The following is a 21,377-nucleotide window of genomic DNA, read 5'->3' as shown; positions in this document are numbered from 1 at the left end:
CTTCAACTCAAATACGTTCTTGTCGGATCGCGAAATTTTTTTTTCGACCCCTGTTTAAACCTGTTAGGTCGAATGTAGTCAAAGAGCTGGTTTTGATAAAACCGACTTTTGTATACGAAGGCCTATAGACTCATTTAAAATTTATCATCATCCACAAACAGGTTTCGACCGTAATTTAAAATGAAATTGTATGAAGAAGTTATTATTAATTCTGGCGTTATTTATCGGTGTTATAACCGTAGCTGAAGCACAACGAGGAACCGGTGAACGTCCTTCTCAAAGTGAGCCCGGACAGCGTCACCAGCGAATGGATCCTGCAGAACGGATTGAAAAACAAACAGCCCGGATGAAGGAACAACTGGCATTGACCGATGAGCAAACTGCACAGGTAAAAGCTTTATTGACAAGTAGTATGGAAAAGCAGCGAGCAGAATTTGAAAAACGTCGCGCTGAAATGGAAAAAGCTCGTGAAAGCGGCGAACAAATGGATCGTGAAAAAATGCGTGCTGAAATGCAAGCCCGAGCAGCTAAGCAAGATGAAGAGATTAAGAAGTTGCTGAACGACGAACAAAAAGTGAAGTACGATAAAATGATTCAGGAGCGCCAGGAACGGATGAAAAATCGCCAGGCTCCTCCGGAAAAAGAAGATTAGGAATAGATCCGATGCAGCAAAGCCGCTTTTCAGTAGAAGCGGCTTTTTATGCTTCCAATTGTTTGATTAGAGCTTCAGCTTCGGCCAATTCATCCACTTTTCCCAAGTCCATCCAAACGGACTGTTGGTCGACAAAAGCACTGACTTTTTCTGTTTTAGCCAACCGTAGATAGAGGTCGATAATTGAAAACTTACCGGTTTCCGTAATCAGTCCCAATAATTCGGGTTGAATGATGTGAATCCCGCTGAATGCAAATTCTTCCGCAGAGTCAATTAATTTAGGTCGTGAAACTTTCACTTCACCGGATTTCATATTTTTCCATCCCGCCAGTTGATTTTTGTTAAACAGCAAATAACGCGATGTTTGCCGTTGTCGAACAACGAGCGTCGCCAGTGAATTTGTTTTTTCATGAAAGTGCAAAACCTGTTGGAAATCCAGATTGGTGAGCACATCCACATTCACCAATAAAATAGGCTCTTCGCCCGATAAAAATTCTTCTGCTTTCAGAATTCCGCCGCCGGTGTCGAGCAATCCTTCACTTTCGTCAGAAATGTGAAGGGTCAGATCGAAGTTGTTATTGTCGACCAAAAATGCCCGGATCTGGTTTCCGAAGTGATGAACATTGATAACAATCTCGTGAATGCCGTTTTGCTTTAAATGTCGGATACAACGTTCGAGCAGGGTGATACCACCGATTTCAACCAAGGCTTTCGGCTTGTTGTTGGTTAGTGGTTTCAGGCGGGTCCCCAGTCCTGCAGCAAAAAGCATTGCTTTCATCGGTCAGTAGATTTTGGGTTAAAGAAAAAGGGACTTTGCAGTCCCTGTCATTATTTCAATTCATCTTTTAGAGCAACCATCTTAATCGCGGTTACTGCAGCTTCGTCTCCTTTATTACCCAAGCGGCCTCCGGCCCGGTCGAGCGCCTGTTGCTCGGTATTGGTCGTCAGCACACCAAAAATAAATGGCTTGTTGTACTTCAGGTTTAACTGAGTTGTGCCTTGAGTAACACCGTCACAAATAAAGTCGAAGTGGCGGGTGTCACCCTGAATAACGCAGCCAATCAGGATAATGGCATCAGCATGTGTATATTCAGCCAAAAACTGTCCGCCCAGTGGAAGCTCAAATGTTCCGGGAACATGCTTCAGCGTGATGTCGCTTTCGTTTGCACCATGTTTAATCAGGGTATCCATTGCTCCCTGAGCCAAAGCTCCGGTGATCTCGTAGTTCCATTCTGCAACCACAATGCCGAACTTCATTCCTTCAGCAGAAGGAACAGATGCCAAATCGTATTCTGATAAATTTTTTGTAGCCATGAGTCTGTTTTTTACAAAAATAAAAAATCCCCTGTTAGAAGGGGATTTTCAGTCATATTTTAGATGAACTTATTTTTTCAGTTCCATTTCAACGCGGGCAATGTACTTGTCGATTGTACGAGCTTCGGTTGAAGTAGGGTAATCTTTTTTAATCTCTGTGTAAACTTCCAGTGCGTCGTCAAACTCACCTTGTGTTTCCATCATCTGTCCGGCTTTTAACAGGTAAACCGGAGTTGTGAATTCATTCTTTGTTGATGCAGCGGCTTTATAAGCACTAATCGCTTTTTTCGGTTGTTCCAATTCAGCATAGCAATCGCCTTTGGCACCTTCCAAAACAGGAGCTAAAACCAAATCATCCGTACTAAAGTCATTCAGGTAAGTCAGCGCGTCTTCGTACTGTCCCATATGCAGGTACGAAATACCAACATAGTAATTGGCCAGTTTGCCGGCCGGAGTTACTCCATAGTCGTCAATGATATCCAGAAATCCTGGGTTTGTACCGTCACCATTGATTGCCAGGTTGAAGGAATCTTTCTCGAAGTATTGTTCTGCGAAGAACATTTCTTCCTGGGCTGCTTTTTCTTTTGGTTGAATATATAATTTGGTGAAACCAAGATATGCAGCAACAATTACAACTGCAGCACCAATTACAATGCTCAGGATTTTCTGATTGTCTTCAACAAATTGCTCCGACTTGGTCAATGCGCTTTCAACTTCAGACAGGTTGTCTTCTTTGTTAAGGTCTTTATTCTTTGCCATTTTTAAGTATGATTATTCCAAAATTGTGACGCAAAAATATACTTTTTTGCTAAACATGAACCAGAAATGGTTTATAAAATTTAATATTAGTCAACACATTGCTGTTATTATCGCCGGCCATTTGTTAAATGCTGGAAGGTTCCGTTTTTATTTTATTAGTTTTGCTCTGCAAATTCAGAATTCATGTACCTCGAAAGTTTATCGCTGTTAAATTTTAAGAATATCGAAGAGGCTGACTTACAGTTTTCAGCCGATTTGAATTGCTTTATCGGCAACAATGGTGCCGGCAAAACAAACTTAATGGATGCCATCTATTACTTGTCGTTTTGTAAAAGCTTCTTGAATTCGATTGATGGGATGAATATTCGGCATGACGAAGATTTTTTTGTGATCAAAGGTAAATATCAGCGACTGGATCAGGAGGAATTGATTCATTGCGGCTTGAAACGAGGACAGAAAAAAAACTTCAAACGCAATAAAAAGGAATATCGAAAACTTGCAGAGCATATTGGTTTGTTACCGTTGATCATTATTACCCCTTCTGACAGTGACCTGATTACAGGGGGGAGTGAAGAACGGCGTAAGTTTCTCGATGCATTGATCTCGCAGTACGATCATGCTTATCTCGATGCGTTAATCCGGTACAATCGTGCGTTGTTACAACGCAATAAATTGTTGAAACAGTTTGCGTCAGAACGGTTTTTCAGTGAAGAAAGTCTGGAAGTTTGGAGCGATCAGCTCGTACATTACGGTGAGCAGATTCATGCCAAGCGCGTGGAGTATATTACACAGCTACAGCCTATTTTTCAGCAATATTACGAACTGATTTCATCGGGGAAAGAAGTTATTGGGATGGTACATGAGTCGCAACTTTATGATGGTAATTTTGCTGAACAACTGAAGCAAAGTGTCGACCGCGACCGGGCTATTCAATATACAACTGTCGGTATTCATAAGGATGACATTCTGTTTAAACTGGGTGATTATCCGATTAAAAAACTCGGGTCACAAGGTCAGAAGAAAACATACCTGGTAGCGATGAAATTGGCACAGTTCGATTTTATAAAGAAAATGGCCGGGATGACTCCGATCTTGTTATTGGATGATATTTTTGATAAACTGGATAAAAGCCGGGTGGAGCAAATTGTAAAACTTGTCGCTGATGATCATTTTGGCCAGATCTTCATTACCGATACCAATCGCGAACATCTCGATCAGATTATTCGTGAACTGCAGGCCGATGCTAAGATTTTCAAAGTTGTTGAGGGTACCGTAAAAGATGTAAGCGATGAGAAAGAGTAATACCGAGAAATTAAGCCAGGTTTTAAAACAATATATCCAGCAAAACAACTTGCAACCCAAATTGTCGGAGTTGGACATTGTTCAATCGTGGGAGGCTATGATGGGCAAAACTGTCGCTTCGTACACCGAAGATATACGAATCAGTAACGGGACGCTGTTCATTAAGCTCAGTTCACCCATTTTACGCAACGAGTTGGTGATGATGCGGGAACAAATAAAAAAGCACCTGAACGAAAATGCAGGTGCTGAGGTTATTCGACAAATTGTTTTTCGGTAATCAGAAGCGCTCAACGCGTGAGAAGAAGAAATCACTTTCGCGAATAGCACTTGCATCGCTATCCGAACCGTGAATGGCATTGTGGGTTTTCGACTCGGCAAATAACTTTCGAATAGTACCTTCTTCTGCTTCCAGAGGATCGGTCGATCCGATCAACTTTCTGAAATCATTAACGGCATTCTCTTTTTCCAGGATCGCAACAACAATTGGAGAGGTACTCATAAAGTCGGTGAGGTAATCGTAAAATGGTTTACCCTCATGTTCCTGGTAAAATTCGCACGCTTGCTCCTTTTTCAGTTTGGTATACTTCAACGCTTTAATAACAAATCCGGCTTCATTGATTTTTGAAAGAATTGGTCCTGTAAGGTTCCGATCAACAGCCCCCGGTTTAATGATTGTAAAAGTTACTTTACCTGGCATAATTTCGAATTGTTAGTTTGTAGAATGGAGAATTCAATAAATTTAAAAATAAAACAATTGAATGCCTATAGGGTTTCATTATTTTTATATTTGTACACGCATAAAAAAACGAAGATTTGAAACCATTTAATACAGAAGACATTAAACGATTGAGAGCTGCGATTGACGAACAGGAAGGAACGATTGTAGTTGTTCCCCACGTCAATCCCGACGGTGATGCCATTGGCTCGGTGTTAGGCTTATCGAGGATTTTGAAAAATGCAGGCAAGCAAGTTGTGGTAATTTCACCGAACCACTTTCCGGAGTTTTTAAAGTGGATGAACGGTAGCGGAGAGTTGGTCGTTTATGTGAATGCACGCGAAAAAGCGGCCCAAATTATAGATGATGCCAACATGCTGATCTGTCTCGATTTTAACCACCTTTCACGGACAGGTGAAATGAAGGACAGGGTTGAAAATTGGAAAGGCAAGAGCATCATGATTGATCACCATCCTTTTCCCCAGGGGTTTGCCGATTTACAATTTTCGCATCCCGATTATTCATCAACGGCCGAATTGGTTTTCCACATTACCAAAGCGATGGGATATGAAAAGTATATCGACCAGGATGCGGCCGAATGTTTGTTTTGTGGCATCATGACTGATACCGGCTCATTCAATTACAATGTATCCGATCCGCAAACATTCAAGACTGTCAGTGAATTGTTGGCTTTCGGCGTTAATCCCGAAGATATTCACGGGCGGGTGTTCGACAATTATTCGGTCGACCGTATGCAGCTGATGGGGCATTGCCTGAGCGAATGTATGGAGGTGTTTCCGGAGTACAATGCTGCAGTAATGTATCTGTCGCGGGAAACACAAAACCGTTTCAAATATCAAAAAGGCGACAACGAAGGATTTGTGAATATGCCGCTTTCAATTAAAGGAATTCATTTTAGCGCGTTTTTCACGGAGAATGATAACCAGATTAAAGCTTCATTCCGTTCGAAAGGTGAGTTTGCAGTGAATGAATTTGCCACGGCTCATTTTAATGGGGGAGGGCACCGTAATGCCGCCGGTGGCGAGGTTTACTCGAGCTTGCACGAGACCATTGAACGGTTTCGGAAGTTATTGCCTGAATATAAAGAAGAATTAAATCGGACTCAACTCGATTAATTTTATTTCAATCGACTTTAAAAATGAATAAATTGAGAAGAAGCCTAAGAAACGGACTACTGGCACTCGGAATGATTTCCATGGTTGCTTGTGGAAATATTGATGATACGGATGAGGTTGTTTATTCGGCAGATCAAGAAGCTGAAGAACTTGCCAGCTTGCTCGACGAAATCAAAGCGGATGGCTACGATATTGATACAACCGCATTGGGCGTTTATTACATCATGGAAGAGACAGGCGATGGTGCTTATGTGCAGCCCGGTGATTCGATCGGAATCACCTACTACGGGTACTTTACCAATGGTCAGTTATTCGATACTTCTGCCAGCAGTGGTGATGGTGTTTGGCGTTATGTGCCAGACGATGTGAGTGTTATTCCCGGATTTGCGGATGCAGTGAATCAGCTTCAAGTGGGAGGAAGTGGTTCGTTTATCATTCCGTCTTCATTAGCTTATGGTTCTACCGGAACCTATGGGATTCCTCCTTATACAACCTTGATTTTTGATATTGAACTCGTCGATATTTATACCGTCGATACTGAATTATAGAAGAACAGGAGGGCTTCAGGGCCCTCTCGTCTTTCATGTACTCCGGAAAATGAATCAGCAACAACTCAAACTTTTCAAACAACTACTACCTGGTTTTATCCCGCTTTTTGCGTTTATCCTGATTGATGAGATTTGGGGAACACAAGCGGGCTTAATTGCAGCCTTGGTAATTGGTGTGGCTGAGTTACTTTGGGTTTGGGTGAAGGAAAAACGTTTCGAGCGATTCGTGTTGTTCGATACTTCGCTGTTGTTGGCTCTCGGTGGAGTTTCACTCATTCTGCACAACGAAATTTTCTTCAAATTGAAGCCCGGACTGGTGCAAATCATCCTGTGTGCTATACTGGCTTTTTCGGCTTACTCCAAGGTGAATATTGTCGAGCTGATGAGCCAGCGGTATATGAAGAACATGCAGGTCGATGAAACGCAGTTGGCACAAATGCGTCAGACGATGAAGCTGATGTTTTGGATCTTTCTGGCCCATACAGCCTTGGTGTTTTATGCCACTTTCTACCTGTCGGATGCTGCATGGGCGTTTATCTCCGGTGGTTTGTTTTACATCCTGTTTGGGGTATTCTTCCTGGTTACATTCTGGAACCAAAAGCGACAGAAAAAGCGGTTGGAAGACGAAGAACAATTGCCGGTGGTTGATGAGTCGGGCAAAGTATTGGGGCAGGTGCCTCGCTCTGTATGCCACAACGGTTCTAAAATTTTACATCCGGTTGTTCATTTGCATGTGCTCAATAAAAACGGTGCGATTTACCTGCAGAAACGCCCGATGAATAAACTCATTCAGCCCGGTAAGTGGGATACGGCCGTTGGCGGACATATTGCCTTTGGCGAAGACCTGCAGACTTCGCTCAAGCGAGAAGCCTGGGAAGAAATCGGGCTTGAGCAATTCTCTGCAAAACTGCTGCAAAACTATTTGTGGGAAAGCGATATTGAACGGGAACTGGTTTATGTGTTTACTACCACCGACTACCAAGGTATTCACTTGCATTCAGACGAAGTTCAGGAAGGTCGTTTCTGGACCCGCAAGCAAATTGAAAACAATATCGGGAAGAACATCTTTACGCCGAATTTTGAGCATGAATACCAGGTGCTGTTTGGCGCTAGCTAAGGAAGAATCTTTGCCATTCACCCCGAACTGGTAAATAGTGCTCTCGTCATCACATTCAGCAAAAATCCTTAAAAAAGGTGTTGCATCCACTCCAAGCAGAGCGACAACAACACCTCGTGTTGTTCATTCGAAAATATTTCTTGGCGTCCTGGCTGCTTAGTGTCAAAACAGCTTCTTCAATTCAGTTGATGTCAATTTATAAGCCGGGGTAAAATCGTCCGAGTCCATGTATTTCAAGAGGGATTTGTAAAGCTGACCTGCTTCCGGTTTGAGAAGGATTTGCTTCAGTTGTGACATGCAAACCAATAATTTACCTTGTCCAACCTGAAATTCAAAAATCAATCCCAGTTTATGGTTCCGTTCCAAATTATCGATTACCTGTACAATTGGCCGATAGTCGGCCGGGGTGGAATCAAGAATAAGTGAATTGCTGGCTTTGATGATAGAAAACCATTGCCAGTTGGTGTGAAAATCTGTCGGAAAGTCATTGAAAATTGGGTGTTCCGGATTGGTTAACAGACCCAATGTTCCCGGAGAAACCGGTTTTTTTACCCATTCGCTAATCCCTTTAAACATCCCGTAGTTCCAGAAATCAGGTGGAAAATGTCCCGGGAAACTATTGCTTTTGACATCAGTCGTCTCGGGGAAATACAACACTTTAGCTCCGTTTTCCAGTTGGCTGATCATTGAATGGTCGAGCGTCTCTGCAACAATAATATCATCTGGTGTTGCAATTTCCTGCCAGGTTGGATAGACCCAAATCGGGTAATCGTTCGTGTATTCGGTACCTGGAATTGAAAGGTGAATGTTTAACTTTTCAGCCTTCATTAGGCTTGCGAGGTCGGCGTCGATTTGTCCAACCGGGAACATTCCTCCGATCTCATCTTTTTGAATAGGGAAAGTTCCCTGCTCGATACTGGTCCCGTCTTGTTTTTTGATTTCCCAATTCAATTCACCAGCGAGTGCAGCATTGGAGTAGTTGGCAACCATCAGTTGGGCATTGAAATCTTCGTCGTTGGTCCAGCAATATTTAGGGAACTCCAATAAGAGAACGACATCGTTACACGATTGCTTCCAGGCTTCGGGAGTGATGACGTTCTTGGAATCCATGAAAGCATCTAAGATACCGACCAAAGCTGTTCCCTGCCCGGGGAAATCCTGCAGGTCGAGCAGCTGGAATCCGGCCATCCCTTTGGTGCGCAAAGCCGCTTCCATTTCAGCTTTATAGCAAAGTGCCGACCAGGCTCCGGAAGCTTTTTGAAAGGCACTGTCTTGGTCAGCCATGCCGGCTTTTTTCAGGCGGTCGCGAAATACTTCCAGGTTTCGGGCCTCCAAAACGCCCGTATATTTTTCGATCTCCCGGTAGTCCGGATAGATCTGGTATTGTCCAATTTCGTGACTGATGAGCGGGATGTCCATCTGCAAAACGGCATAATCGAAATTTACGGTTGTTGAGGGTGTTTGCGTGTTCAGGATGCCTCCCTCACGTGCGTCGGCATAGGCATGCGTTAGCCGCGTGTGTCCAATAATGGAGTCACCGTGTTCGGGCACTCGTGCACCAACAAAAAAGTCGGCATATTCTTGGGGCGCCATATAGCCGATGCTGTTATTCGATCCCATCGTATACAGTGGGCGCGGGTCTTTGGCTTTTAAAGTCTTCATGTTTTTCTCGATGCGGTCATGTCCGCTCCAGATTTCATTACCCGGCGAAAATAGCACAAACGAGGGGTGATTGGCATAAGCTTTCAGCAGTGCATAACCTTCTTTCAACTGCATCTGAGCAATACTGTCAGCATCCATTCCACCCCAAAAAGGCAGTTCCGCCTGTATGTAAATTCCTTCCTGATCAGCGGCAGTAAAAGCAGCTTCGGGCGGGCAATAGGTGTGAAACCGATAATGGTTGATGCCGTACGATTTGGCGATTTGATAGACTCTTCTCCAACCGTCTACCTTCATAGGTGGAAAGCCGGTAAGAGGGAATACGGCTGCTTCGTGCTTTCCGCGCAGGAAAGTGGTTCGTCCGTTAATCGCAAACTGGGTTCCGTTGGCTGTAAACTTCCGCATACCGAAAGGGACCGTTTGGGCATCTTTCACATCACCCTTTGAAACAACAGCGGTTAAGTGATAGATGGGCTGTTCGTATTCGTCCCATAATTTTGGGTCCTCCTTAAACTGATATTCCAGCTTCATTTCGGGTTGATAGTCCAGCATAAATTGCTGGGGCGCTAAGCTGATGGTTTTACCGTCAGCCGTTAGTTCTACCCGAAGTTCCACATTTAGTTTATCCCAATCGAGTTGGTTATCCAGCTCCAACTTCACTGCGACTTTTTGATTGTCGACATCGGGATAAACCTGCAGGTTATCGATGTAGGTTTTGTTTGACGCCTCCAGGTAAAGTTGTCCGATAATGCCATTCCAGTTCGTCTGGGTGTCATCTGAATAAATGTGAACATTGCCATAGGGGGTCAGTTTTAAATCGTTGTTGATTTGGATGGTGATGTGGTGCTCACCGGCTGATAAATAGTTTGAAAGATCGAACGTTTGTGGTGATTGCAGGAGCGGTGATCCACCGACCAATGTACTGTCGATCCAGACTTTTGACGGTTTAGTTCGTTCAAGCAAAAGTTGAATATGTTTGTTGGCAAAGTGCTCCGGGATGACTACTTTCTTGCGGTACCAAGCTGCGCCTTCGTATTGGTAGAGTTTGTTGAGGTGCATGGTGGTTGTGTCAAGGTTCAGGAATCCTTTGTGATTGAGATCCGTTGTTCCGGGCAGCTGGATGCTGTCGTCAAAATCGTTCAGATACCACTGTTGCTGTTCGCCAATATTGGTCGTATCCAATGCAAATTGCCATTGACCTTCTAAATCGATCTGGGAGCGATACTGTTCTTGCCGGGTGTTGCACGAGATTAGCGCAACCAGTAGAATCAGACAGAAATTCTTCATGTTGGTTGTTTTAGTTGTTGGGTTCTAGTAAGTTGGGTTAATGATCCGATTAATACAAATGAATACCGAATCAAATCGCTGCACAAATTAATAAATAGAAGTCAAACAAGAAGGTGTTTACTATAATTTGTTCCGGATTTTTGGGTTTTAATTTGGTGTAAATCGAAACCGCCGAAACTTTTTGATTCAAACTTTCGGCAGTTTTGTCTTTCACCTGTTTTATTCTGCATCGACCCTTGTAAGGCTTCTTCCTCATCTTTTTTAGTCAAGGGTGAATTGTGTTCATTCAGTGAGGTTTCAATATTCTATTTCCCTAATACAAAAATAGCGGGTCGTTTCTGGATGTCCGGTTTTGATTTTTTCCAGGCAGCAATGGTTTGGGTTTTTATAAATTCGCTTTCCAAAGTCAGGTCGCAAGCGATGCACAGCTTGGTATGTGGTTGGCAGGTTTGCAACAAATCGTCAAGTAACTGCTGGTTGCGATAGGGTGCTTCAATAAATAGCTGGCTTTGGTTTTCAGTATAGATTCGCTTTTCGAGCTTGCTAATTTCCTGACTTTTTTCGCCTTTTTTAATTGGAAGATAGCCATTGAATGCAAAGTTTTGTCCATTCATCCCCGAAGCCATCATAGCCAGTAAAATGGAGGAAGGACCAACCAAAGGAATCACACGGATATTTTTTTCATGGGCAATACGAACCACATCGGCACCCGGATCGGCTACTCCAGGGCAACCTGCTTCCGACATGATACCAACATGTAAGCCTTGTGTTATGGGCTCCAGGTAGCTGTGCAGCTGTTTTTTATCGGTGTGTTTATTGAGTTCGTAGAAATAAAGGGCATCGATGTCAATTTCCCGGTCAACCTTCTTCAAAAAACGACGAGCGGTGCGAATATTTTCAACGATAAAATGAGAGATTGAATGAATGATTGCAGTCTGCGAAACCGGAATCACCGATTCAAGTTCACTCTCGCCTAAAGTGATTGGAATAAGGTATAAATTGGCCATGAAAAAAAATTTCTTCAAAATTAATTAATTTAAACGGACGGCCTCGTCATTTCTATTTTTTGTAGTTTTGACCTTGGCTCATGGAACAAACAACGAAAATGCATATTGAATTTCTTGGAACAGGGACGTCGCAGGGAGTGCCGGTTGTGGCTTGTGATTGCCCCGTTTGCTTGTCAGCAAACCAGAAGGATAACCGGCTTCGTTCGGCTTTGTATGTCGAAATTGATGGCTTGAAATTGGTGATTGATGCAGGACCTGATTTTCGACAACAGATGTTGCGGATTCGCCAACGAACGTTGGATGCGATTTTGCTGACACATGAACATACCGATCATATTTTTGGTTTGGATGATATACGCGCGTTCAACTGGGTGCAGAGACATGCAACCGATATTTATGCTGAAGAACGGGTTCAAAGAACTGTGAAACGGGTGTACGATTACGTTTTTGAAGTGCATAAATATCCAGGAATTCCGCAAATGAATCTAAAGTTGCTTGAGAATAAGCCGTTTAAAATTAAGTCGACCGAAATTATCCCGATCCGGGGGTATCATCATCGGTTACCGGTTTTCGGCTTTCGCTTTGATCGGTTTGCTTACCTAACAGATATTAATTCGATAGAACAGTCCGAAAAGGAGAAACTTGGAGAACTGGATATTTTAGTGGTGAATGCGCTTCGAATGGAAAAGCACATTTCGCATTATAGCCTGGAAGAAGCGTTGCAGTTGATTGGTGAATTGAAGCCGAAAAGAGCTTATTTGACGCATATCTCACACCTCATGGGGAGGCATGATGACGTTGAGAAATTATTGCCGGCGAATGTGCATTTGGCTTACGATGGATTGTCCTTCGATTTATGAATATCCGGATGCCACAAGGGTTTTATGCAGAGCAATGCACTGATAATAAAGCCGGTTCCTGTTGCAAATAATGCCCACGATAAACTAAAATTGTCTGTCAGGTAACCGAGTGCCGGCCCGATGATGGCAAAGTTGATACGGATTACAAAATTCCGTAGAGACAAAATGGTGGCCCGTACTTCCGATTTCGTGTACCGGTTAATGTAGTCTTTCAGAATTGGGTGGGCAACGCCACGAACAAGGTAGAAGACAAACAACAATCCAATTCCGATCAGACTGACTTCCCAAGCTGCCAGATAATAACCGAATCCAAATCCGAATATGATGATCAATAAGGCGTATCGTTGTCCCACCAGCCGTTCTATTTTATACGAAAACATCGATGAAATACCGACTGATAGATTGAGCAACGTCCACAGCACACCAAACATGGAAACCGGCAAGCCAGCTTCTTTAAAATAGGGCTGAACAAACCAGGCGAAGGTTAGCGATGCTGTTCCTGCAAAAGACGAGATAAGCAGTGCCGCCCGTAATTGCGGATGCCGAAAAGTTTCGCGTATGGTATTGATTGTGGACTGGAATCCGCGAGATAACTGGCTGGTTTGAAATTTGGGTTCCTTCAATAAAAAGGCGGCAGGAATGGCGATGGCAGCAATTGTAAACTGTGCAAAGAAGGGGAGGCGGAGGCTGATTGTTGCGATCAATCCACCGCATACACCGGCAATCGCTTCGGCAAAGTTACCGGCAGAAGTGATCCATCCTTCCTGCTTCATGTAATCTTTTTCCTTTTCGGCCGATTTCATCGTATCGTACAAAAGAGCAGAATCGGATCCGGAAATAAAGCTGTGCCCCAATCCCAGGATAATTTCGGCAACCGCGAAGGCCATGAAGCCATACGAAAAGCTGTAAAGTGCCATGCCTCCCGCACCTAGAACTGCTCCCAAAATCAAGGTTTTTTTTCGTCCCCAAACATCCGCCATATAGCCGGAGGGAATTTCCATCGCAACCATTGCTACGGAATAAATGGATTTCAACCAGAAAATTTGTTGCATACTCAGTCCATTGTCCTGGTAAAACAAGACTACAACAGGCATCACCAAGTTGAACCATTTGGAAAATTTGATCAGGTAAAGATTGATCAGGTTATTACGGACTAATTTGCTCATAAGGCTGCAAAAGTATAAAATTCTGCTGCTCCGAAATGGTGAAAATTGTCAGTTGTCGCGCTAAAGTCGTGGACCGATGTGAAAAATTAAATTAAGTGGTATTGCTTTTTTTGATATTTTTATATCTTTGCAACCGCTTTGAGAAAGCTGAATGCTTAGCATTATTAAATGGTTTCGTCAAAGCAAATAAATATTAAGGATGCCTCGGTAGCTCAGTTGGATAGAGCAACGCCCTTCTAAGGCGAAGGTCATGGGTTCGAATCCCGTCCGGGGTACTTGCAATGCTTGATTGTCGACTGATAATCAAGCATTTGTGTTTTATGAGATACAAAAGGGATGTAAAAATTCAGGAAATATATCCAAACAAAGGTATTTAGGCCGGTTTGGATTTTTCTGGTGGACGCTTCCCCATCTTCTCCATGATACCTTCAATAAATCTATCTTTACCTTTAGTCCACCCATTTGGGTCAACTAATTCTGGAACTGCTACATTTGACTGGACGGTAGGTTAAGTATAATTTATTTACCTACATTATGAGTCCTATGAGAAAGAAGTTTGACAAAGAATTTAAGAAAAAGGCAGTCGAATTATCCTATGCCAGAGGGAACGGCAGTGAGATTGCAGATGAACTGGGGATCGACCGAGCATTACTCTATCGATGGCGTAAGGAATTTAGTCAGTATAAAGACAATAGTTTTCCAGGTTACGGGAATCCAAAGATGACGGATCTGGAGCGGGAAAATGCTCGCTTGCAGAAAGAGCTTAGAGAAGCCAGGATGGAACGGGATATCCTAAAAAAGGCAATCAGCATCTTCTCCGCGAACGATGGGAAATCTACCAATTTATAAGTGATCACCGCAATCGGTTTTCTATTGATATGATGTGTAAAGTATTCAAAATAAGCAAAAGCGGTTATTACCATTGGCTTCAGAACGGAGAGTCAAACCGTTGGAATGAAAACCAAAAGTTATTGGTGGAAATTAAACGGATCTTTCAGGATAGTGGTCAAAGCTATGGAAGCCCTCGGATGGCCGAGGAACTCCGTTCTTTAGGGTACACAGTTTCACGTCCGCGCACGGCTCGAATTATGAACGCAGCAGGGCTGCAAGCCAAGCGGAAACGAAAGTTCAAAGCGACAACCGACTCCAGACACAAATATCCGATTGTGCCCAATCGATTAAACCAGGATTTTTCGGTTTCGGCTCCGGCAAAGGTTTGGGTTTCCGATATCACCTATATCAGAACAAATAAAGGTTGGATGTACCTGACTGTCATTATTGATTTATTTGATCGTAAAGTGATTGGCTGGGCCATGAGCAAGGGCTTGAGCGCAGAAGAAACATGTATTCCAGCATGGAGAATGGCCGTAAAGAATCGTCCGATTACGGATGAACTTATCTTTCACTCAGACCGTGGTGTCCAATATGCCTGCAATGCTTTTACCAATCTACTGGAACGTGAGAAGTTGGTTAGCCGAAGTATGAGCAGAAAAGGCAATTGCTGGGACAATGCTGTGGCCGAAAGCTTCTTTAAAACGATAAAAGTTGAGTTGGTCTATCAACAGAGCTTCCTCGATCAGGAACAAGCCAAATTAACCTTGTTTCGGTGGATCGAAACCTGGTACAACAAACGAAGAAGGCATTCGGCTTTAGGATACAAAACAATAAACGAATTTGAACAACTAAATAATAATCAAAGAATAGCAGCATAACGCTTAACTAGCCGTACAGTTTTTTGTTGCATATCCACCAGTCCAGAGAAGAGGAACCGGATACTCCTAAAGAAACCTCCTCAAAAGGAAAACCCAAAAAGGAAAAAGCTTCCTGATAGAAAAGCCCGAAAGGGCTTTTTTTATTGAAAGTTGATAGAGGAGTAATAATAGGAATTCTACGTCGTTTACTAAATTGACAAGGATCAAATGGTAATCAGCCTGTTGTGAGACGTAATCGTCCATGGCAGGCTGCTTTTACTGACTATCAGTTTTTCAAATTCTACTTTTTCATCTTCTTTTTATACTCAGAAGGAGTTGTGCCAAACTGTTTCACAAATGCCTCACGGAAATATTTTAAGTCGTTAAAGCCAGCTTGGTATGCAGCTTCTGATATGGTAATATTCTTTTGGACAATCAGTTCGGCAACCTTTTTTATTCTTACTGAACGAACAAATTCATTGATGGACAGGTCTGTGAGCATTTTGATCTTTCGATAAAGCGAAGAACGACTAAAATTGAGATCTTCGGCCAGTTGAAACACGGATGAATCTGAGTCTAAGTATTTTTCGAGGATTAGATCCTCTACTTTTTGAAGAAACTCGTGTTCTTTATTTTCTTCATCTACCGGCGGGGGATTCAGCACTTCTGTGTTGATGTTTTGACTATTAAAATAATTGTGAAGCTTAACCCTGTTCTGGAGGAGTGTATTTATTCGGGCTTCAAGTATTCGGAAATTGAATGGTTTTGAAATATAGTCGTCAGCACCTGTATCCAGCCCTACGAGTTCATCATCAACAGTCCCCTTGGCTGTTAGCAGAATAATCGGGATATGGCTGGTTTGGCGGTCTTGTTTTAGGTGCCTGCAGACTTCTGTACCTTGAATACCAGGCATCATGATGTCTGAAATGATAATGTCCGGAACAATTGATTTTGCCAGTGATATACCTTTTTCACCATTTTCAGCAACATGAACGTCGAAAAGCTCTGAGAACCTGTTAGCCAGCACAGCAGAAAGATCTGAGTTGTCCTCTATAATGAGCATGATATTTTTCTCTGATTCGTTGTTCTTAAGCTTAATCTCGGGTTCTTCTGCAATCTCTAAATTAGCGGCATGATCAGGAGCGTTTGTTTTAATTAGTTCAGGGCTAAAATGACTGTTGCCTTTCCGGAAACGGATTGCAAAGGTGCTTCCTTTAGCAGGGATGCTTTCTACGTTGATTTGTCCTTGATGAAGTTCGACCAGCGATTTCGTGAGTGAAAGGCCAATGCCGGAACTCGTTGATTCGCTTTCTGTTTTAAAATAGCGATCGAAGATGTGGGGGAGTGATTTGGCGGAGATCCCGACTCCGGAATCTTTGACGAATATTACAATTTCATTGTCTTCGTTGATAATTTGTACTTCAATGATGCCTTTTTCTTTGGTGTATTTAAAGGCATTTGATAATAAGTTATTCATAATCATCGATAACTTGTCTGGGTCCGCCCACAATTCGAGCGTTCTGACAGGTGTCGAAATCTTTAGTGAAATCGATTTTGAATCGGCTAACTCTTTAAAATTGGCAAGGTAGGACGACATCCAGGCGTTTAGATTTAATTTTTCGACCTTGATATGCGGCGTTCCTGTTTCAATTCTTCTGAATTCCAGTAACTGATTGATGAGCTCTAACAGTCGGGAAGAATGGTAACTTGCAGAGTTCAGTGCTTCCTGCACTTTCATATTTCTGGTGCGGGAAAGTAAATTCCTCAAATCGTCTACTGCGCATTCAACCAAAGTCAGAGGTGTACGAAGTTCGTGCGATATGTTCGTAAAGAACTTGAGTCGCTCAGAGTGTATTTTTTGTTCCTTTTGTCTGATTTTCTGTTCGTATTGCAGTTGGTTCTGCACCCGGATCTGTTTCATGCGGAAAACAAAATAGGTGCGAATTAAAACTGCTATAGCGATTAAATAGAGAAAATATGCCCAGCCGGTTTTCCAAAACGGAGGGATGATTGCTATGTTTATCGAAGCCGTACTTTGGCTCCACACGCCGTCTTCGTTTGATGCTTTGACGATCAAAGTGTAGTGGCCGGCTGGTAGTTGTCTGTAGGTGGCTGAACCGGTTGTTCCGGCGAGGTTCCATTTTTCATCATATCCTTCGAGCTTGTAGGTATATTGACATTTCCCGGCCTTTGGATACTGAAGTGCCTGGAAGCTTATTGTGAATACTGATTGTTGATGATTCAATGTTACTTGCGGCGTAAATTCAATATTTTCATCAATGACGCCGGTTCCCGGAGATATTGTTTCGTTAAAAATTTTGAGCTCTGTAAAGACTACCTCGGGAGTGCTGTTTGAAGGTTGAATATATCGAGGATCAAAATAGTTCAAGCCATTGGAACCGCCGAAGTATAATGTTCCATCGGAAGCAGCGATCGCTGATCCGTTTTGAAATTCGCCTTGGACGACACCGTTTGTGTGATCATAGTTGTTGAATTGGTTGGTTGAAGTGTCGAAGCGGGAAATCCCTTCGTTCGTACTTAGCCACAGGTATCCTTTAGAATCTTCAAGAAGCGAAAGTATCGTATTGTTCATCAATCCTTGTCTTGAATTAAAGGTCGTGAACTTCTCCGTTGTCGGATCGAAACAGCACAAACCGCCATATTGGGTTCCTATCCAAAGTCTATCGGAAGCATCCTCCAGTAAAGCGTAAATATCGTCAGAGGGAAGGCTGTTTTCGTCGTTTGGCAGATGTCGGTAATTTTTAACGGCTCTGGTTCCAGGATCAAAAAGAAATAAACCGCGACTCAGTGTACCAATCCAAAACTGCCCGCCTTTCGATTCCCTAATCGCGCGCACATCAATGTTCCCTAGTTCCGGGATATTTACAAACGAATCAGTTTGTTTATCCAGTATAGAAACTCCTTTCCAGTTTGTTCCAACCCAGATTTTCCCCGACGAATCCTGAAAAAAGCAGCGAATGTCAGATACGTATTCTCCTGGGGTTGCTGTTGGTATTTGGGGATACACTTTGATGCTGCCGGTCGAGGAATTGATCAGGTTAACACCGCCGCGATAGGTGCCGAACCACAAATTTCCATCCCGGTCGGTCATAGCCGAAAGTATTGCGTTGTCGCTGAGCCCGCCACCGGAAGATGTATGCTTAATCCGCTTTATAATACCGCGTTCCTTATTCCAGACATCAATACCACCACCATCAGTTCCCATCCAAATATTCCCGCCTTTGGCTTCCGTAATTCCCCAAATTTTCGGGTGCGACGGGCTTTCAGGGTGTCCGGGGATATAAAGCAGCGAATGAATTTTCTTACGGCTTTCGGTAATCCATTCGAGACCACCGCTATAGGTTCCCAGCCAGATATTGTTGTTATGATCTTCGAAAATAGTGTTGATACACCTGTTGACCAAACTTCCTTCAAATTGGGTTGGGGCATACATTGTACCAATAGCCTTGTCACCTTTCTCTTCAATCTCACGAATGGGAACGATGCTGAGTCCGTTCTCTCTGGTACCAATCCAAAGATTTTCCCGTTGATCAACGAGCAGAGACATGATCTCTTTGTCCGGTAGAAAAAGGTTGGATGACGGATTGTATTCATATTTCGTTGCAGTTTTGCGTATCGGATCGTATTTTATCAATCCCTCAGATGTACCAGTCCATAACCGCCCATTAGCTTCTATTTTAATTGTAAATGTCTCGGCATGGCTCGAGTTTATAATGCACTCAATACCTTCTATTTTAGAATCTGTATCGTCTAATTGTACTTTGTATATCCCCTCGAATTTTTTCCCGATGTAGAGGTTGTGATTGTGGTAAGCTATCGCTTCTAGATTCGAATTGAGCTCTTTTAGTGTGGAATCATTTTGTGCCACAATGTGGATGACCGAATCATTATTTGCCTTAAACATTAAGCCGAGATTGGTTGTCGTCAGGTAAATGTGGTTTTCGGGGGTTACTACAAATTGATAAGAAGAGCTCAAATCCAGTTTGTTGGTTGTTGATGATGCAGGATAGTAGTGCGTGAAAGAACCGCTTCGTAGATCTAAACAGTCCAGTGATTTGTAGGTCATAATCCATGGGTTGCCGTTTTTGTCAATGTGCATGTCATTTAAGTAGTTAAATGACAGTGAGGTCGGTTTGTCGGATATATTTCGGTAGATCTTGTAATTCAGTCCGTCATAACGAAATAAGCCATCATTGGAACCGAACCATAAAAATCCCAGTGAATCCTGTTCAATTTGTCGGATTACGCTGTTGGGCAGGTTGTCTTTTGTTGATATGACTTCGAGGTAGAGATTTTTGACATCAAGCGGAGACGAAGCTACAACACCCAAATTCAAGTTCACTAAGAGAATAAGGATTAGCCCAGATGCATTTCGTTTGGTCAATGTCATCGCCTTTTCGGTTTTATCGGTTCTTATTAAATCCAAATGTAGGGGATAAATTGGTAATTCGGTGAAATTAGAGTTGTTTCCGCAGGTGGTTTATTAGTCAAGTTGAGGGGGTGGATTGTTCTGTCTTGTTTGTAATGTGTTGATAAGTATGCATTTGAGTTCAGTGGTATTGGTGTGACCAATCAGCCTATCTTCCGGGGCCAGGTGGAGTATGTAATTTTATTCATCGTGTATTAAGCACTTTGTAATAACTAATTCTTTAAAACTAAAAACTTATGAAATCACAGAGATTATTGTATTTCTTAATCTTTGCAATTTTGGTTGGTTTATCAGCCTGTAAAGATGATGGGCCTGATTTCCCGGAGGTGACGAATGATCCAAGCATAACATTATATGCTTCCACTATTCATACGGTACAAGGCCGGGGTATTCGAATTGAAGGAAACGTTAAAGATGAAGTAGGCCTGAAGTCGATAAACCTGAATAACGAAAGCTGGTATCTCGATAAGACTATTTCTTTTTCAACGGATTCTTTGGTTAAAGACTATGAAATGTGGTACGATTTTATCGTTCCGGCCGATTCTCCCAGCTCAGATGATCAGGTAATTATTACTGTAACAAATGTCGGTGACCGTTCGGTTACCTGGCATGTTGTGGTTAAGATGGATGGCGACTTTATTGCTCCGACACTTGCGATCGCATCTCCTGTTGACGGACTCGTCTTGCCAACCGTTACTCCCAATCCGTTGGACATCTCATGTACAATGAGTGATTCGAGAAGACTTGGGTATTTTGTTGTAAAAGAAGAAAACCTGGATTTTTACGATAGTATTTCGTTCGAGTCTGGCTTGACAACAACGTACAACTATCAGCGTACGCTCGATTTGCCGGCGGATCCGGCCGCCTACGACTTTGCCTTTATGGTGGCTGACACGGCTGGTAATATAACGTCGCAAAATATTGTTGTAAAGGTTTCGGCCGACTACGACAAAATGTATTTGTCTGATATTCAGAATGAGGCCGATTTAACAACAGACTTGTTCGGTGTGCCGATGCTTATCGACAAAATGGCACCATTTACTTTCCGAGCAAAATATTATGCCGATCATGCGAATACCGAGATTAAGTTCTTGCCGCAAAAGTCAAGTTTCTCTCCACATTGCTATGGCGTTGATCCGAATAATTCTAACAAGCTGATAAACAGTCCAAGCGAGGCAATGCCTATTGTATTGCCCGAAAAAGGATATTATCAAATCGACTTTAACCTGGAAACCATGGAGTATGAAGTTGCTCAGTACGAGCCAACTGATAAGCCATACCGCGATTACGTCTACATTACCGACAATGAGGATGAGATTAATGCAGGATTATATATTGGTGAGCTGTCATTAGTTGGAGTTGGCTGGACTGATTTCCAAAATACAACAGGCTGGGGTTGGGATGGCCCTAACGCCAATAAAGAGATGACTGAAGATCCGGAAAATCCATATATCTGGTCAAGAACCGAAGAGTTGGAAGGAACATTTGAACTCATTTTTGACGGGCATCATCCTTGGGGCTGGTGGACATCACCATTCTGGCGGTTCGATAGTAAAACCAACCCGGAAAAAACAGTGCAGAACGGGGGGGATAATTTGTCGATTTTGGTTCCGGCAAAAGCTAACTACAAAATCGTGTTTGATACCCATCTGAACAGGGCGAAAGCAGTAAGGGTGCCTTAGTTGTAAGTCAGTGAGGAACGTTGCAGACAAAT

The 21,377-nt window shown here is 42.9% G+C and carries 17 protein-coding genes and 1 tRNA gene; 10 read left to right on the top strand and 8 right to left on the bottom strand.

The features are described from left to right. The first annotated feature begins 190 nt into the window (after positions 1 to 190). On the top strand, positions 191 to 652 hold the full coding sequence (locus GJV22_RS00120; RefSeq protein WP_163706966.1) for a Spy/CpxP family protein refolding chaperone: 462 nt from the start codon (positions 191 to 193) through the stop codon (positions 650 to 652). 46 nt (positions 653 to 698) lie between these two features. Here the strand turns inward: GJV22_RS00120 and GJV22_RS00115 are convergent, their stop codons facing one another. From GJV22_RS00115 to GJV22_RS00105, 3 genes are all read right to left on the bottom strand, one after another. Continuing rightward, the gene (locus GJV22_RS00115) at positions 699 to 1,430 is read right to left on the bottom strand and encodes a nucleotidyltransferase family protein (RefSeq protein WP_163706963.1); all 732 of its coding nucleotides are present in this window, start codon (positions 1,428 to 1,430) and stop codon (positions 699 to 701) included. Positions 1,431 to 1,480: 50 nt separating this feature from the next. Continuing rightward, the gene (ribH, locus tag GJV22_RS00110) at positions 1,481 to 1,966 is read right to left on the bottom strand and encodes a 6,7-dimethyl-8-ribityllumazine synthase (RefSeq protein WP_163706960.1); all 486 of its coding nucleotides are present in this window, start codon (positions 1,964 to 1,966) and stop codon (positions 1,481 to 1,483) included. Positions 1,967 to 2,035: 69 nt separating this feature from the next. Beyond that, positions 2,036 to 2,725, bottom strand: coding sequence for a tetratricopeptide repeat protein (locus GJV22_RS00105; RefSeq protein WP_163706956.1), 690 nt, complete (start codon positions 2,723 to 2,725; stop codon positions 2,036 to 2,038). 183 nt (positions 2,726 to 2,908) lie between these two features. Here GJV22_RS00105 and recF point away from each other — a divergent pair, with 183 nt between their 5' ends. Together recF and GJV22_RS00095 are read left to right on the top strand one after the other, a co-directional pair. Then, the gene (gene recF / locus GJV22_RS00100) at positions 2,909 to 4,027 is read left to right on the top strand and encodes a DNA replication/repair protein RecF (protein WP_163706953.1); all 1,119 of its coding nucleotides are present in this window, start codon (positions 2,909 to 2,911) and stop codon (positions 4,025 to 4,027) included. Next, on the top strand, positions 4,014 to 4,304 hold the full coding sequence (locus GJV22_RS00095) for a DUF721 domain-containing protein (RefSeq protein WP_163706950.1): 291 nt from the start codon (positions 4,014 to 4,016) through the stop codon (positions 4,302 to 4,304). The genes recF and GJV22_RS00095 overlap by 14 nt, the downstream gene beginning before the upstream one ends. Here GJV22_RS00095 and ndk read toward each other — a convergent pair whose 3' ends face one another. Further along, the gene (ndk, locus tag GJV22_RS00090) at positions 4,305 to 4,724 is read right to left on the bottom strand and encodes a nucleoside-diphosphate kinase (protein ID WP_163706947.1); all 420 of its coding nucleotides are present in this window, start codon (positions 4,722 to 4,724) and stop codon (positions 4,305 to 4,307) included. 116 nt (positions 4,725 to 4,840) lie between these two features. Between ndk and GJV22_RS00085 the strand changes: the two genes are divergently transcribed. Genes GJV22_RS00085 through GJV22_RS00075 form a run of 3 tightly spaced genes read left to right on the top strand, consistent with a single transcriptional unit; the run spans position 4,841 to position 7,543 of the window. Next, positions 4,841 to 5,878 carry a DHH family phosphoesterase gene (locus GJV22_RS00085; protein WP_163706944.1) on the top strand — a complete coding sequence of 346 codons (1,038 nt, stop codon included), beginning with the start codon at positions 4,841 to 4,843 and terminating at the stop codon, positions 5,876 to 5,878. Between the two features lie 23 nt (positions 5,879 to 5,901). Next, entirely contained in the window at positions 5,902 to 6,426 is a 525-nt protein-coding gene (locus GJV22_RS00080; protein WP_163706942.1) for an FKBP-type peptidyl-prolyl cis-trans isomerase, read from the top strand. A 49-nt stretch (positions 6,427 to 6,475) separates the two neighbouring features. Continuing rightward, positions 6,476 to 7,543 carry a septation protein IspZ gene (locus GJV22_RS00075; protein WP_163706940.1) on the top strand — a complete coding sequence of 356 codons (1,068 nt, stop codon included), beginning with the start codon at positions 6,476 to 6,478 and terminating at the stop codon, positions 7,541 to 7,543. 162 nt (positions 7,544 to 7,705) lie between these two features. Here the strand turns inward: GJV22_RS00075 and GJV22_RS00070 are convergent, their stop codons facing one another. Together GJV22_RS00070 and GJV22_RS00065 are read right to left on the bottom strand one after the other, a co-directional pair. Then, complete coding sequence (locus tag GJV22_RS00070; protein ID WP_163706938.1) at positions 7,706 to 10,489, bottom strand: sugar-binding domain-containing protein; 2,784 nt, start codon at positions 10,487 to 10,489, stop codon at positions 7,706 to 7,708. Between the two features lie 305 nt (positions 10,490 to 10,794). Continuing rightward, entirely contained in the window at positions 10,795 to 11,514 is a 720-nt protein-coding gene (locus GJV22_RS00065) for an SAM-dependent methyltransferase (RefSeq protein ID WP_205461698.1), read from the bottom strand. 62 nt (positions 11,515 to 11,576) lie between these two features. Between GJV22_RS00065 and GJV22_RS00060 the strand changes: the two genes are divergently transcribed. Then, the gene (locus GJV22_RS00060) at positions 11,577 to 12,356 is read left to right on the top strand and encodes an MBL fold metallo-hydrolase (protein ID WP_238480245.1); all 780 of its coding nucleotides are present in this window, start codon (positions 11,577 to 11,579) and stop codon (positions 12,354 to 12,356) included. Here GJV22_RS00060 and GJV22_RS00055 read toward each other — a convergent pair. Continuing rightward, positions 12,329 to 13,522: an MFS transporter gene (locus GJV22_RS00055; RefSeq protein WP_163706937.1), complete on the bottom strand. Its 1,194-nt coding sequence runs from the start codon at positions 13,520 to 13,522 to the stop codon at positions 12,329 to 12,331. The two genes, GJV22_RS00060 and GJV22_RS00055, sit on opposite strands and share 28 nt — an antisense overlap. Positions 13,523 to 13,723: 201 nt before the next feature. On the opposite strand from GJV22_RS00055, the gene GJV22_RS00050 reads away from it, so the two are divergent. Next, positions 13,724 to 13,797 (top strand) — tRNA-Arg (locus tag GJV22_RS00050). Positions 13,798 to 14,056: 259 nt separating this feature from the next. Further along, a protein-coding gene (locus GJV22_RS00045) for an IS3 family transposase (protein ID WP_163706934.1) occupies positions 14,057 to 15,234 on the top strand; the annotation gives its coding sequence in 2 pieces (ribosomal slippage) (positions 14,057 to 14,315 and positions 14,315 to 15,234; 1,179 coding nt in all). A 280-nt stretch (positions 15,235 to 15,514) separates the two neighbouring features. Here the strand turns inward: GJV22_RS00045 and GJV22_RS00040 are convergent. Beyond that, positions 15,515 to 19,624, bottom strand: a complete 4,110-nt coding sequence (locus tag GJV22_RS00040) for a hybrid sensor histidine kinase/response regulator transcription factor (protein ID WP_163706931.1) — start codon at positions 19,622 to 19,624, stop codon at positions 15,515 to 15,517. 275 nt (positions 19,625 to 19,899) lie between these two features. Here GJV22_RS00040 and GJV22_RS00035 point away from each other — a divergent pair, with 275 nt between their 5' ends. After that, positions 19,900 to 21,345 (top strand): hypothetical protein, encoded by a 1,446-nt coding sequence (locus GJV22_RS00035; RefSeq protein ID WP_163706929.1) that lies wholly within the window; start codon positions 19,900 to 19,902, stop codon positions 21,343 to 21,345. Positions 21,346 to 21,377: the final 32 nt, after the last annotated feature.

The organism is Mangrovibacterium lignilyticum (genome assembly GCF_010882175.1).
GTDB lineage: Bacteria > Bacteroidota > Bacteroidia > Bacteroidales > Prolixibacteraceae > Mangrovibacterium > Mangrovibacterium lignilyticum.
This window is presented reverse-complemented; position numbering and strand designations above follow the sequence as displayed.